The sequence below is a fragment of the Photorhabdus sp. S10-54 genome (genome assembly GCF_963878145.1).
Taxonomy (GTDB): domain Bacteria; phylum Pseudomonadota; class Gammaproteobacteria; order Enterobacterales; family Enterobacteriaceae; genus Photorhabdus; species Photorhabdus kayaii.
Genome location: NZ_CAWNXG010000065.1, coordinates 1 through 14,598, shown reverse-complemented (window position 1 = coordinate 14,598; position 14,598 = coordinate 1). Strand labels below are relative to the sequence as shown.

The 14,598-nt window shown below is 40.1% G+C and carries 16 protein-coding genes and 2 pseudogenes; 16 read left to right on the top strand and 2 right to left on the bottom strand.

The window, feature by feature from the left end:
* Nucleotides 1–220 precede the first annotated feature (220 nt).
* From AACQ83_RS22060 to AACQ83_RS21995, 15 genes and pseudogenes are all read left to right on the top strand, one after another.
* Nucleotides 221–1,201, top strand: a pseudogene (locus AACQ83_RS22060) (IS630 family transposase).
* 562 nt (nt 1,202–1,763) lie between these two features.
* Nucleotides 1,764–1,982 (top strand): annotated as a pseudogene (locus AACQ83_RS24780) (IS3 family transposase); the annotation flags it as partial.
* Nucleotides 1,983–2,179: 197 nt separating this feature from the next.
* Nucleotides 2,180–2,956: an SDR family oxidoreductase gene (locus tag AACQ83_RS22055; protein WP_112879641.1), complete on the top strand. Its 777-nt coding sequence runs from the start codon at nt 2,180–2,182 to the stop codon at nt 2,954–2,956.
* Nucleotide 2,957: 1 nt separating this feature from the next.
* Nucleotides 2,958–3,350: an acyl carrier protein gene (locus tag AACQ83_RS22050; protein ID WP_112879640.1), complete on the top strand. Its 393-nt coding sequence runs from the start codon at nt 2,958–2,960 to the stop codon at nt 3,348–3,350.
* 2 nt (nt 3,351–3,352) lie between these two features.
* Nucleotides 3,353–4,411: a hypothetical protein gene (locus AACQ83_RS22045; protein ID WP_112879639.1), complete on the top strand. Its 1,059-nt coding sequence runs from the start codon at nt 3,353–3,355 to the stop codon at nt 4,409–4,411.
* Between the two features lie 13 nt (nt 4,412–4,424).
* Nucleotides 4,425–5,729 (top strand): beta-ketoacyl-[acyl-carrier-protein] synthase family protein, encoded by a 1,305-nt coding sequence (locus AACQ83_RS22040; protein ID WP_112879638.1) that lies wholly within the window; start codon nt 4,425–4,427, stop codon nt 5,727–5,729.
* Nucleotides 5,723–6,727: an AMP-binding protein gene (locus tag AACQ83_RS22035; protein WP_112879637.1), complete on the top strand. Its 1,005-nt coding sequence runs from the start codon at nt 5,723–5,725 to the stop codon at nt 6,725–6,727. The genes AACQ83_RS22040 and AACQ83_RS22035 overlap by 7 nt, the downstream gene beginning before the upstream one ends.
* Complete coding sequence (locus tag AACQ83_RS22030) at nt 6,728–7,138, top strand: hypothetical protein (RefSeq protein ID WP_112879636.1); 411 nt, start codon at nt 6,728–6,730, stop codon at nt 7,136–7,138.
* A 429-nt stretch (nt 7,139–7,567) separates the two neighbouring features.
* Nucleotides 7,568–8,233, top strand: a complete 666-nt coding sequence (locus tag AACQ83_RS22025; protein ID WP_112879635.1) for a class I SAM-dependent methyltransferase — start codon at nt 7,568–7,570, stop codon at nt 8,231–8,233.
* A gap of 1 nt (nt 8,234) precedes the next feature.
* Nucleotides 8,235–9,431, top strand: coding sequence for an AMP-binding protein (locus AACQ83_RS22020; RefSeq protein WP_112879634.1), 1,197 nt, complete (start codon nt 8,235–8,237; stop codon nt 9,429–9,431).
* Between the two features lie 4 nt (nt 9,432–9,435).
* Nucleotides 9,436–10,254, top strand: a complete 819-nt coding sequence (locus AACQ83_RS22015) for a hypothetical protein (RefSeq protein WP_146747931.1) — start codon at nt 9,436–9,438, stop codon at nt 10,252–10,254.
* Nucleotides 10,244–11,323, top strand: a complete 1,080-nt coding sequence (locus AACQ83_RS22010; RefSeq protein WP_112879632.1) for a citrate/2-methylcitrate synthase — start codon at nt 10,244–10,246, stop codon at nt 11,321–11,323. Before AACQ83_RS22015 ends, AACQ83_RS22010 begins: the two co-directional genes overlap by 11 nt.
* Nucleotides 11,324–11,329: 6 nt before the next feature.
* On the top strand, nt 11,330–12,082 hold the full coding sequence (locus tag AACQ83_RS22005) for a hypothetical protein (RefSeq protein WP_112879631.1): 753 nt from the start codon (nt 11,330–11,332) through the stop codon (nt 12,080–12,082).
* Nucleotides 12,079–12,651, top strand: coding sequence for a hypothetical protein (locus tag AACQ83_RS22000; RefSeq protein WP_112879630.1), 573 nt, complete (start codon nt 12,079–12,081; stop codon nt 12,649–12,651). Before AACQ83_RS22005 ends, AACQ83_RS22000 begins: the two co-directional genes overlap by 4 nt.
* A gap of 35 nt (nt 12,652–12,686) precedes the next feature.
* Nucleotides 12,687–13,205 carry a DUF6622 family protein gene (locus tag AACQ83_RS21995; protein ID WP_112879629.1) on the top strand — a complete coding sequence of 173 codons (519 nt, stop codon included), beginning with the start codon at nt 12,687–12,689 and terminating at the stop codon, nt 13,203–13,205.
* 243 nt (nt 13,206–13,448) lie between these two features.
* On the opposite strand, the gene AACQ83_RS21990 is transcribed toward AACQ83_RS21995, so the two are convergent.
* Both AACQ83_RS21990 and AACQ83_RS21985 read right to left on the bottom strand, forming a co-directional pair.
* Nucleotides 13,449–13,691 (bottom strand): IS110 family transposase, encoded by a 243-nt coding sequence (locus AACQ83_RS21990; protein ID WP_240000892.1) that lies wholly within the window; start codon nt 13,689–13,691, stop codon nt 13,449–13,451.
* 98 nt (nt 13,692–13,789) lie between these two features.
* Nucleotides 13,790–13,942 carry a hypothetical protein gene (locus tag AACQ83_RS21985; RefSeq protein ID WP_240000891.1) on the bottom strand — a complete coding sequence of 51 codons (153 nt, stop codon included), beginning with the start codon at nt 13,940–13,942 and terminating at the stop codon, nt 13,790–13,792.
* A gap of 300 nt (nt 13,943–14,242) precedes the next feature.
* Between AACQ83_RS21985 and AACQ83_RS21980 the strand changes: the two genes are divergently transcribed.
* Nucleotides 14,243–14,464, top strand: a complete 222-nt coding sequence (locus AACQ83_RS21980; protein ID WP_112879628.1) for a hypothetical protein — start codon at nt 14,243–14,245, stop codon at nt 14,462–14,464.
* Nucleotides 14,465–14,598: the final 134 nt, after the last annotated feature.

The following is a 14,598-nucleotide window of genomic DNA, read 5'->3' as shown; positions in this document are numbered from 1 at the left end:
CTTCATCTCCTTTGTTACCGCCGGAAATGCAAGACTCGCTAAGTAGTGGTCTGGTTTATCTTCTACGACGGGACTTTCACCCGCAAGAAACAGGACAGCTTTGCCCAGCGCACTGTCCATTTCATTATTTCAAAATAGTAGATCACTTAGAAGGAGCTCAGTCCAATTTTTGCGATCTGATCAATTGCAAAAAATCCCAAACCACTAAACGGACTGAGTTATGCCTATCATGGCACTGATACCCCACAATGAACGACGCCAGATAAAAAATTATCCAGAGCGTCCGAGATAAAGCTTATGCATGCGGACTTATAGCCATGTTGATACTACATCGAGGAGAGTCTGTCTCGCAGGTCGAAAAACCCTTTGTGCCGTTCGTTCTTCTGTCAATCGCTGTTATATGGTCTGGAAAGCTTGAAAAGTCTCCCTGTGGGCAGACACGCCGTCTGGAATTTAATCCCACTTTATCCTTATACTATCTTTTTTATTGCAATATTCCCCCCAGCAATTAGGTTACTTGCGTTCTCGTTTAAGTCTTGAGTTTTTTATAATTAAAATCAATGCATTATTAAATATAAAATTATTCATCAGTACCTTCTATCGTTACTTACATAAAATGGGTATCGTTTGACGAAGGGCAGCCCCGACTCTTAAATTACCCGACTCCGAATACCATGAAAAAATGGCTAAAATTACCGAAGCGTTATCAACATGTTCGGAAAAACATCCCGTTTTTTATGAAGATGAAGTCGACATTGAGCTGAATCCAAAAATCGGCGCTGACTGGTATTTAAAAGGGCAACAGAAATGTATGGCAATGCTAGGAAAAAACCAAAAATATTACTTTGCAGGTTGCCCGAATGTTCAAACGGGAAAAATGACTTATGTTGGCGGGTTAAATAATAATTTTCGATTATTTATCAATATATTGAAAGAACTTGATTACCAATATTGTCATTCTGAAACCCTAGCATTGATTTTGGATAATTACAGTATTCATAAAAGTAGGTTGATCAGTCATCTCAAATTTAACCTATTGTTTTTACCTGTTTATTTTCCCTGGCTGAATGAAATTGAGCGCCTGTGGCAATCCTTGCATGAGACGGTGACACGAAATCATTGCTATCAGTATGTGTGGCAGTTGCTTGAGAAAGTAAAAATGTTTTTAAATTCATCTTCCTACAGAAATAACAGAGAATAAAAAGAGTGGGTGTATCATAATTATGAAAAGTTATTGAGTCAATAAAAACAAAAAAATATAAGTGTTATAGTAAGTTGTTTAGCGTAAAATGTTAAATTGTTTATTTTTTTCGAGAAGATATTTCTTTATTTATTACTAGCATGGAGAAAATAAAATTAATTTACTGATGTAGCATGTTTTTATGGAAAAAAAATAATAGAATTCGTAATTAACATTAAATAATATTCACTTATTTGAGTTTTTTTGATCTTTATCTCAAAAAAAATATTTCATATTTATTTGAGTTTGACTTTGATTTAATTCAAAGGTAGAAAAATAAACTTGTGATAAGTGTTATATTTATATTGCATTCACGCATATAAATTGGCGGTAGCGTGTTTTTTTTGAAAGTAATTTTTCTTTAAAGAACTGTTAGTTGTGAAACAGATTTCGTAGTCGCTTTAAGTCTGATTATTTATTATAGCTGATCAAAAGTTGGCGTGATTACCAAAATAAACTCACTAAGGTTTAAGGAATTCATTATGGACAAATTCGATCTGAAATTTGACAATAAACTCTAAAACTGGAAAGTAGCACGAGTGGACGTGGTAACTGCCATGATAGTGTGGTTACTGAGAAATTTTTCCTGTTGCTGAGACGGAATTGTATTAAGCGAAAAGTTTACTCAATGCTGGAAGAAGCCAGAAGTGATATTTTTGATTACATTGAGATGTTCTATAGCAGTAAGTGCAGACATGACTCTAGTAATAAAATATCTCTTCCTGATTATAAAAAAGACTATTTCAACATCTCTGAAATGTCTAGCTTATCAGTGAAGATGAACTTGACACTGTTCTATAAGCAATACAACAAAAGGTATCCCTAAGTGCGCCAAGATATCATTTGCTACATGAATATCATATCACCAGCCTAAAAGTGTAAACGAGTCTGGATCTACGGGGTTGAGTCTAGAGGGTATATTCGAAAAAGGAAACAATAATGAAAGATAACGAGAACACTTTGCAAATAATGCGGTCAGAAAAAAAACGTTTTGCATTAATATTGGCTGGCACTTCAGAAGTGGGAATGAGTATTATCGACGATCTCATTGTGCAGCAATATAATGTCACGTTTACTTGGTGGCAAGGGGATAGCAGAGCTGAAGAGTTAATAAACAAATATGGTAATCAGGTAAAAGCGATACAGCTTGATTTGACGTGTGAAGAAAGTGTCATAAAGTTTTGTCAAAATCTTGAGGGAATTCATATAAATGTTACGATTTATTGTGCTGGTATTAATCCCACCGTTTTGTGTGATGAACTAGATGACAACACGGTAAAAAAGACGTCATGGCTCAATTTTCTTTCTGCCACGCTGATTTTCAATACCATTGCAAAAAATATGAAACCTTATAAAGAAGCAGAAACAAAGTTAATTTATATCAGTTCCGTTGCATCGCAGAAGGTCAGTATCGGTAATAATCTGTATGGTGCGACTAAAATGGCGATGGAGCGCTATATGTCCAGTATGGCACTGGAAATGGCCAGGTTTAACATGCGTACTCTGTGCTTGAGTCCCGGTTATATCAAAACGCGAATGCTGGATGAATATTGCAGAGAGAAAGGTGTCACTCTGCGGGATATTGAGAAGAATATTCCGATGAGGAAAATGCTTATCCCAGAGGATATAGTCAACACCATCAATGCTTTTATTAATAATAGAATCATCACCACAGGCACTACATTAATATTAGGAAACGGAGAGAGGTTTATCTGATATGTATATTCCTGAGATCAAAAAATTGTTCAAAGATGTCATGTATATTAATGACAGCACCGACATCGATGTTGAAAAATCATTGTTTTTAGATTACGGCATGACATCCATTGACTTTATCGATTTCTCTTTCGAGTTAAAGAAAAAATTCAATGTTGATATTGACCCTAACGATTTATGGCCAATCAATAAAATGGCAACGTTTGAGGAAAACTACTCTTTTCAGGATAAACAATGGACTCCTGTCGGGTTGGTTCGCCTGAACGAGCAGTTAATTTATTCAGGTAAAGATAAAATCAGTAATCCAGAAATTGAGTTTAAAGAGTTATATAATTATTTTACGCTTTCTTATATCAACGCAAAATTAGCCAGTTTCATTCACTCTGAGAAATAAATATGAGAAAAGCTTACATTAAAAATTTTGGCGTTTATCACAAATATGCTAAGGATAGTAGTGCATTGTTTGACTTGGTAGCTACTCGACCACTCGCGATTAATGTTCCCGTTGAACACTATACTATCCCTAAGATCGATATTGTTGACCTCGAGATAGTCAAACGGGAAGATCGTGCAGTTTTAAATACAATTTCAAAAATTTCGATTAATGCACTAGTTGATTTACGCCATAAAACTAGTCTTGTGCCATTTTCAAACTCTGTGCTCTATTCTGCCTGTGACAGTGAAGAACACAGTTTTGACACCTTTAGGGAAATTGCTCACAAGGATGTGGGTTGTTTTTGGGAAAACCTTTCGGATTTTAACAAGTTAAGCAACCCTCTGGAAATGCTACGCCTTCTGCCAACCAACCCGTTGTATCATATTTCTAAAATATTACTGAATCATGAGGAAGGTATTCCGTTGCGTACCGCGTCGTTAAGCGGAATGAATGCGTTAGAGATGGCACACTCAGATATCGTTCACCATAATACTGACCAAGGTGTCTTGATTATCAGCAGCGCTAATATGTTAAGTTTTGATAGTCTTACGATGTTCAGCAAGTTTGGGGAAATCCGTGAAAATGGCACGTCAGAGTCTGGTATTGTTCCCACTTGGGGGGGAGCCATTCTTCATTTGGATCATAATGAGCATGATGCTTTGGCTGAGCTTGTATCCGTTAATATTCATTATGTGCCGAAAGCAAAATATACTCAGGAAGACTGGCTGGAACTTTTTGCTGAGCAAAAAAGACAACATGGCTCACCTGATATCATCATTAGTTATGACAACGGTATTACGGCGCAAAAGACGGCTGAATATGACGCCATTGAACGCGTTTTTCCCACCGCGAAGATTATTAACTATAAAGTTATCACCGGATATACAGGGAAATTAAATAATATTCTAGATATTTTATGTTGTCTAAATGATCAAACCATCCTTACAGGTACCCGTGTATTATTTAACGGCGCAGGGATAAATTATGGTTTGGGGTGCGTACTTCTGATTAAAAAGTAAGGGGTGCTTAAGAATGAAAAAAGGCTCTCATCATGATCCTTTGTGTATTAGCGCATATGGTGCGGTTACGCCGTTAGGAAACACACTGGAAGAGATCTATTATCATTTGAAGAATAATATTAGTGGCATTAAGACTATTGAGAAATTCGATCATCATGCATTGAATTCTCCGTATGCTGGCATTCCACGTGAGGGTAATCGCTTCATTAGTTGGCCCAAAAAAAATCGGTTCCGTAACGGTGAACTTTTTTATGTGGAAAAAGCAGCTACGGAGCTTGCCAGTCGATTAACCCTCTCGACTTATTATTTACCTGACGAGATAGGTTGTATTATTGGTGCGGATGAACCCGCTATTGATGTTGAACAGTGCATTGCTTTTACGCAGAAACTGCCTCACAGTGTTAACAGAGAATATTTAGTTAAAATGGCAGTTGAACATTTTAAAATCAGCGATCTACTAGATCTAGACAGCGGAGCTGTACTCAAGTCCATTCACAATATTATACCGTACTCTGGGGTCAGTTTTGCCCATCTCGGCTTGTGTTCTGCCTCAACGCAAAGCGTCGGGTTGGCGATGCGTGCTATTCATAGCGGGCAGGTACAGGCGGTTATTGCAGGCGGCGTCTCTGCTAAAGTTACTCCGGTTAATCTAGCGCGGCTGGAAGGGATGGGGGTGATTACCACCGATAAACGCTATACCGTAGAGCAACGCTCGCGTCCGTTTGATCGTAATCGGAGTGGCTTCGTGCTGGCTGAGGGCGGAGTACTTTTTGTAATTGAGAAAGAGTCAGCAGTCCGGGCACGTAAAGGAACGCCGCTGGCGCTACTGCTGGGGTATGGTGGTTCACTATGTGCTGAAAACATCGTTGTACCACACCATGACGACCTCGAAATGAGACTATCAATGGAACGAGCACTAGAAAATGCCGGTATCGCAAAAAACTGTATCGACTTCGTTAGTGCTCACGGGACATCAACCGTGCAGAACGATATTCATGAATCACGGGCTATCACCCGAGTGTTTGGTGAACATCAGCCTGCGGTCATTGCTACTAAATCGAATCACGGCCACTTGATCGCGGCAGCGGGTGCGATGGAGATACTTACGGTTATTGTTGCGTTCCAGCATGGTTTTCTACCGGGGATTCTTAATCTTGATGAACCTGATCCTCTTCTACCTGAAAACATATCGTTGGTGAAACAACACACTTACTGTCCATTGCATTATGCCTTGAAGAACTCCTTCGGAATGGGAGGTAGTGCAGCAAGTTTGGTGTTAGGCAATCCTGACAGTACTGATGGGGTATTCATATGTTGACTATTGATTCGTTATTACAAGGTAGCTGGTACGTAAACGTTAAAAATCAACGTTATCATCCTGAAAACGTAGCAGAGATGACGCGGAACGGAGTAGCACAAATTGTGGGTCATTGCACAAGTCACAAGACGAATAGTCAGGCACTGTTTGTTTTTCTCATCAGAAATAACATGGAAGGGATGCTCTGCTACTTTATTGCTTCAACTCTTAAATTGAAAGCTTTAATCATTAACATTAGTGATATCGCAATCGTAAAGATGCTGATAAAAGAAGAATATATCGCTGCGTATGTGATGAGTCATGCGTATCAGGTAGAGCTACCCGATGGCAAAAGGATCGGGTTAATATTCGATGGTAACGGCCCTTTTCCTGTCAGCCCCATCACTATCAGTGAATTTACTCCCTTTCCATATGCTTACTTTTATTTCATGACTTCAGGGACGACTAGTAAGCCGAAGCTGGTACAATATCAGGAAATCCGGCTGACGGCCAACGCACATCAGGTCAGCCTCTACCTGAATTTATCGGCTAGAGACAATACATTATGCTTTTTCCCCGTGCAATATATGTATGGTCTGTCGACTATGCTGAGCTCACTCATTTCTCAGGGGGGCCTCGTATTTGAACAATATCAGTTAAGCAGCGTCAGTGAGATCATCAGCTATTACGGTATTAACACTCTCCCGTTGATCGGAGATTGGATGATTCCACTCAGTAAAGTGTTAGTTGCCAGTCGTGTGCGATTAAATACGATTCTGAATGCGTCGGACCGTCTGCTTAATATCCAAGCATCGCAGATGCTTACTTGTTGTGATGTTCTGTGGAATAACTTTGGGCAGACAGAATCAGGACCGAGACTATTTTGTCAGCGCCTTGAAACCGTTAATGATATTGAAAAACGAAGCCGTAATAGTGTGGTTGCACCGGGTTTTGTCATGTCGGATCGCATTAAAATCCAGCTAAGAAAAAATAGTGAGGACTCAACAGCGTCTAGCTAGATGTTCTATCAAACGCCCTATGCAGCTGACGGCTATGTCGATAATCAGTTAACGCTAATGCCCGGCAATAACTGGATGAATTCCGGCGACCTCTTCGAGAAAGATAGCGATAATTGTTATTATTGGCTATCGCGCGCTGTGAACGAATTTAAAGTTGGTGGTAAATTTGTTCCGGTGCAGGCGATATCCAATCAAATAATACAGGAATTAGGTTACTTCCGTCACTACTTCAGCAAAGGTCATAATGAAGTGATTAATATTAATATCGAGTCTTCAGCAGGAAAAGATATGAGTAGCAACATAAGAACTTTATTGTCAGATTCTTGGCACCGTTATCAATTTACAGTCAAGGTAGTATCCGCGATCCCGACAACAAAAACCGGAAAGATAAAATCCACCTCGGAAACATAATATGATCAAGGTTTTCATGAATGCGAATATGAATATCTTCATTTACCTTTTTGACTATTTGAGGAGTGAGCCGACGATTGAGGTAACGATAATGAGTTTAGGTGCTAATGTGGAAACGGCTGAAAATACTGTCAGATAGGTATTGGAATAGAACATGAGTAACATCAGTAACCTTGCTTTTTATTTAAGGCCGGTGAGAGTGATGTTCATATTATCCAGAAAAATGCGTTAACGTACCATATGCGCCTCATTTTTATGACTTACATCACCTTTATTTTCGGTGTCATTTCGCTGGTCATGAATAATAGCGTTGGTAAACATGCATAAAATAATCTTATCTGGAAATAGCGTTAATAGGCTGTATATTAATCTCAATCTTCTTAGTTTTTTATTTCACTCCTTAACCTACAACACTAAAGGAACAGGAAAATGAAAAATTTACTTGTCGATATTTCCCCTGAACATTATGAGAATTTTGCAATTGAAGGAACGTCACGATGGAATGCTTATTTGAAACAACGAATTCTTGATGAAGTTAAAAAGGTTACCTCGGTGAAAAAACAATTGTTAGATGCAGGCATGGGGACCGGACATATGCTCTTTGAATTGAGAGAGTGCCATGAACTAGATAACTACCATTTTAACGGTATTGATATTGACGCCCGTATGATCAATTTTTGCCAGCAAAAAATTGCGCTACATTCTGTACAGCAAAAGGTTAGTGTACGTGAAGGCAACGTGAGTGCATTACCGTACGAGGACCGAACATTCTCACTGATTTATGCTCGATCGGTTATTCACCATTGGGCTGAGCCGAAAAAGGGTTTACAGGAACTCTACCGTGTACTCGACCAGGGAGGAGTAATTATCATTCATGAGCCATTAGCGAATGCAGAAGAAAAAGCACTCAGGTTATTTAATGAGGAGCGCGCAAAATGTGGTATCGCTAATATGTCCACCGAAGAGAAATACACCGTGGAACAAATTAATGAGTTATTGATCTCCTGTCAGACATCGGATATTGAATACGATGTCCTGCTAGGTACCGGCATAGCGGCTCTAGGCTGTGAGGTTCTGATAAAAAGGAAAGGCTAACATGATTAACTATGATAGTGAGCTATTTTACCTTCGCGAGCGTGAACGGCTGGTTGTAATAACGGGATACCGCGCATTTGATTATCAGGAGTTCCGGCAGGTTGTGCCCATCAGTAAAAGGATTTATCCGCCTGTCGCAATGAACACAATGTTAAATTCAGCGATGTCGGATGCCTTTCCAATGTTGATAGGAGCCACTAGCGGTACCACAGGAGCCATGAAGGTTGTGCGCACGACATTGAAAACTGGAGGTGGCAGCATTTCCACCAGTGAGCGCAACTTTATTCGTCGTCTGAAAGAAAAGCGTATTTTTACTGAAAAGGATGTGATTGGAAATTTGTTTACTATTAATCTTTTTTCGTCGCTTCATCACTCGGCCTGTGAAATTGCCAAATATTGTCATGCGAGCATTATACCAATTGGAGACATTGCGCTTTTGTATCAATGCCATTATCACTTCCTCGCGGAAGCCGGTCTGACAGTCTTATTTGGTGTCCCTGCGACGATTATTCAATTCATAGAGTCGATGATTCGTCAGGAAATTTACTTGCCCATCAGTAAAATAGTTTTTACAGGCGAGTCTTTGCGGGAAAGTCATGAAAAATACCTGCGCAGTATCCTCGGTGCAGAGATAACCATTATTGGTCTGTATGGATTATCAGAATGTGGTTTTCTCGGTATATCTACCGATCGACACAGCCATTATGAGTTATTTCTGGAAGACTTCTTTTTTGAATATGATGACCAATTGGGACTGTTAGTCACGTCGCTTGATCCCGGAGCATCGTTCCGTGTCATCCGCTATCCCACCGGTGATAATGTTAATATCGTTAATCAGGATAATACACTCTATTTGACCGACATAGAGCGTAACTTGGGTGAATTCAACTTTATGGGGAATATCATCAGTCATAAAAAACTTGCTAATTTTATTGAAAACCAGTTACCTGACGCGTTAATTCAGATCGTGCTGTCCTCTGATGCGGATGTCCGGGAGCACCTAGTCGTGCGTATTTGTTCTGAGCAGCTGAATAACGATAATTTGAAGTGCCTGCAAGAACAAGTCCGGCAGATACCCGAATTATATGAAGTTTATAGCAAACAGCGAGGCACTATCAGTCTTATTAAGTCCGATGAGAGAGACTTCTCTTTATCACCGAGAGGAAAGCATATGTTATTGATAGATAATCGGGAGTAGCATGATGTTTAGTGTGATAATAGCGAGGATCAATCAGGCGATAGATTATCAATTTGAAAACCAACAGGGTTTATCGCTGGATTTTTACTGTCAGATAAAAGAGATACGCGATAGCATACGTGCTATCAGTTACGACAATCCCAGATTACATCGTGAATTCTGTCAGCAACAGACGGCGTTGCTTTCGCGTTTTGACAGTAAGATTATTGCCTATGAGAAAAAATATGAAACGACCATTGCCAATCTGATGCGCAGTGAGATGTTGCTGGCAGAGCGTGATATTTTTGCTGCATATGAGAGTAAAAACACTTTTGTCGAATTGTATCGCTCACTCTATTTTGCTGAACGAAAACTACTTGAACATGATCCCAGACATATCTGTCATGTGGGTTGCGGCCCTATGCCGGTTTCGGTTCTGATGTGGATGAAATATACCAACGCACAAATCACTGCGATTGATTTTGATGGTGATGCCATTGATTCTGCACGGGGTGTTTTTGAGCACTGGCACCACCAGAAAGGCATCCCTGCTGACCGGGCCAAATTTGTTACGACGCTAGGAGAGAATTTTGATTATAGCGGCATTGATCTAATCGTTATTTCGGCGTCCGTTCTTAACAAAGAAAATATCTATTCCGCTATTCTCAACACTGCCACAGAGACGGTGAATGTAATCGAGCGAACACCTAACTTTCTTTATAACGTGCAATTCACCAGCCCGGAAGGTTTTAGCAGCTATCAGCTTGACAATAAAGAGCGCGAAAACCTCAACCTGCGCTTTTACCAGTTTACGCCACAGAGAGGAGAGCATCATGGAAAATGAAAAAGTGGATTACTACGATATTGATAATAACACGCTGTTTATCAGAGAGACGGATATTTTAACATTGGCGGCCAGTGGGCACTATTTACGAAATGCTTGGTTTGCCTTAAGCGGAAGTGAGCTAGGGCTGGACGAGATGGATCGTTTGGTAGCTGATACCAGTGCAGCATTGCACAATAATGATTGTGTTGTAAGAATCCGGCAAACACACCAATCGCTTTGCCAGAATAGTAACCTTTCTCCCTTACAACGCTTTATGGTGTTACTAATGCAGATCGATGTAGATAACGATCTGCACGATTTCGCAGCGTCACCAGTTACGGATGAACAGGCTGATTTGATGATTATTCTGCTTCTGCCGTGGTTAATCGACCTGTCACGACGTAAAGATGACACTAGTCAGCTCCCGCGTATTAATGATTGCAGGGCCTTCAGTCAGTGGTTTTTTACCACTCTTACTGGTGACACTAGTAAGGGCTTTGTGAATGTCGACGATGCCAGTTTTATAATGTCACTTTTACTGGGGGGATTCGGTATCGTTACGCCAACCACCGCGACCATAAGATTTATCGCTAGCACCAAAAATAGGCTCAGTTATGCATTAGTGGGTGCATTGTGCGCTGCCGGGCCGTCGCATTTGGGAGCATGTCAGCGCGTGATGGAAGTTCTCAGCTCTTTACGTTCTCATCTTAACAGAGGTGATATTGATAGCGCACTGCGTGGCTATTGTGTGACCAAACCCTATCCGGGATTTGGTCACCCGGTCATGTTGCGTGATACGCGAGTTGATACTTTCTTTGCACAGTATGGTAACACATTTGCCCCTTTCAAAGCTCTTGCCGATGCCATTACCGCTCACTATGGATTAAATCCCAATGTTGATTATTTGATTGGCTGCGTACTCAGTCAGCAACAGGTTCATCCTGATATCGCTGTGTTGGCTTTTTTTGTCTGTCGTGTTCCCATCCTGCTGAGCCACTACCGGTTACGCTTTAACGCGCATTCATTTGGTATGAGCTCTAGTGAATTACGCGAAAAATACAAAGCAATTCCAAAACATTGGTTATGAGGACGGATGATGGAAACACATTTTCTTGCGATATGCTCGCCACTGCGTTTTGACGCAGATCGGGCAATGGCGACCAGTACCGCGACACTATCAACTTGGCATTTTTATCAGCAGCATACGGCTGTCAGCCTGCTACTGGAGGCTCTGAACCAGTTTGCAGTTCGCTACGTTACTTCGTGTTTTCCCTGTGGAGGAGCGCAGCGCTTTTTACCAGCGATGGTTGAATCCTTCATTTGCAAGGTGGCATTGTGCTGTAATCAAATGAATATTCAGGGTGAGCTTGAGCTTGTCTACAATGCTTTTCGTGTCAATTGCCGTGTTTACTCTGTTGAATCTCAGGAAAAGGTGATTGCGCAGGCTAGTATTATTATCAATGAGGTGGAATTACCCGATTTATCTTCCAATGTACTTGCTGAAGGTTCCATTTCTTCTTTATGGCAAACTTGGCAGATCACCAAGCAGATTAATGGTTTTCGCTTGAATTCCCACCACTCCCTTTTTCAGGAGCACTTTCCCGGTAGGCCGGTTTGTCCCGGCTCATTACTCATCGATCTTGCCTTTTCAATGGTCGAGAGTGCGAAATCTGCTGAGATTATTGAGTTACATAAGATAAAGTTCCTTAAGCCTGTAACGCCTAATCGCGATTATGTCGTGTCGGTTATCGCTGGTGATCACGTATCAGGAGTCTTTTTTATCAATGCTGACAATGGAGAGCGTTACGTTAACGGTAATTTCTCATTCTCTCAGGTGTCACTATGAATAATCTGTTGAAGGTCGTTCTGTCTTTCATCCATTGGGGCCTATATTCCTATGTCATGCATACCGCATTGAGTGTGCAAACAAAGTTTGTCTGCTTGTGCTTGTTGTTGGTATTTATTGTGATAGTCAACCGTAGCCTCATTTTGCAGGGAGAACCGATAACTATCTGTAATTTATTTAATTTTTTCTTTATTTTTCTCAATTATTACTTTAACTGGCTGACTTTACTTTCTCATTATCCCGCCAGTTTTTGTTACGCGATGCTGGCTGTTATCGCGTTAGGTAGCTTGATAGTTAAAAAACTGTTCGCCATGAAGTATGCCGGGCAATCATTATCGGGAGAAAAGCGTCAACATTTTCCCTTTTATGAAATAAACAAATATATAGCACTTGTCTGGATGAACGTCTTTGTTATTAATGGTGTGATAAACTATTACTTCAGTTGGGCGATCTATCTGCATTTGGTTTCTTTAGGATTTATTATGATTGCCATAATTGTGTCTAAGTACGTACCGGGCGTGATGAGAAATCATTACAGGAATAAGCAAAAAACTATTTCTATAGTGTAGTCTTCTTAACTCGCAAAATATGAAAGGAGAATAACATGTCACTGGCCACCATTATTAAAGATACCCCAATATGGGTCTGGATTCTTTTTGCTTTTCTCATCCGGCGCGGGATCAGTGCCTTGTATGATCGTGAAATGCGAATTGATCGCCTTTTTTTACTACCAATAGTATTCCTGGTCTGGGGAGTATATAGCGTCATTTACGAAACCACATTCTCAGATTTAGCCTTGATAACGATGATAGCAGGTTTACTCGTCGGGATTGTAATGGGATGGGGTTTATGGCGTTCTCAGCCAAGATTACGTGAAAAAGCAGACAGTGATTTAATCATCCGTCCTGGCACTTCGTTAACGCTGATGCTGATTGTTATCACATTTATCGTTAAGTTTATTATTACGGCCATGTTAAGCATTCACCCTGCGTTGTTGCATTCGTTACATTTCAATCTGTTTTTTGGCTTTAGCAATGGTGTGCTTGACGGTGTTTTCTGGGGCGGAACGCTAAATCTTTTTATTCCTTGGTACAGAAACAGGACCAAGAGCGTCTACAAATAGTGTTTATGAAACTCTAATCCTCTCTGTTTTCCCCGTCCATGCTGTATCTGTGATGAGGGTAGGCTATTTGGATCGTTAGTCAGTGTAGTGTGAGTGACAGGTGTAAAGAGTATCCGTGATAATGGATTCGACTAATAAGCTACCGTCTTGATTGTCAAGTTTTGATAGCATAGTTTTCATCATATGATTGCTGCGTATTTAGTACTCCATAGCACAAATGAACTCACTTACGCATCGTAGCTCCTAAAGTAAAATTTTTTCTTTATTAATCAATATATTATATAAATCATTTATGTGGGGGTTAAAAAGAATTGCAGTTAGTGCAGACATAAACAACTTAGCACGGATTTCAGCAGGACCCGTTTTAGATAAGCGCATTCGGCCATGCACCAATGTGCCTGACTGCTTTGCAATAGGAATAACATCAAGATATGCAGCTAATTGAGTTGCACGAGTAAAGATATTCGTACGTAAGATAACCAGCATGTTAAGATCAATCTGAGAACCTCCCCTTTATTGATGTTAAAAGCTCAAAATCCTTTTTTAAATCAGGATGGTGGTTTATATGCTCGGCAATAAGAACCTCAAGCTCGGCTAATTCCTTTTTCATGTGATGCATCATTGCCTTTATGGATTTGGGTACGAGTTGAGCCGCTTTTCTCATATCGGTTACGCTTACGCTGGATATCCCCTAATAACGCGTCCCTATGCCATAGGAGAGCCTTCATAACGGTCATAAGCCAACCTTCATGTAGACTCCAGTGGCTTCCATAACAATATTTGCTTGCTGCAAGGCAGGAATATGCTTAGCTAACCACTCTATTAACATACAGGTTGAATGTTCATTGTTCTAAAGGGATTTTGTTTTGCATTTACCTTTAACTCCATCATATAACAAGCAAATATCCAGTTTATTTTTTGCTAACATCTATTCCGACATAATACATAATAACACCCTCTCTTATTGATGCCATTACACCAATATTCTGACTAAAGAACAGGATATTACGAAGCAATCTGATGATGTAAAAAGTGCAATGTCAGTACTGCCTGGTACGGTATTTGACTTTGTCCTAACCTATCCCCATACCGGAGAAATTAAGTTGGCGATGATTACTGAAGACCAGCTGGAACACAGCGGTAACCACGAGTTTATTGTAGGGCGTCATTTAAATTTCCCTATCTATCCGTATGAACAACTGGCTGGCATGGACAGGGTGAGATCTCACATTTTTAATAAGGTTATTTTAGTTAAATAAAAATCAAAATATGACTTTTTATAGGCATTTCTCTCATTAAAACGTTAAGATCTCTCTCTTCCATAAAAAAGCGATCCTAATAATGAGTATTTTTAATTTTATCAGCAAGATAGAAGACCCTCGTTCTGACATCA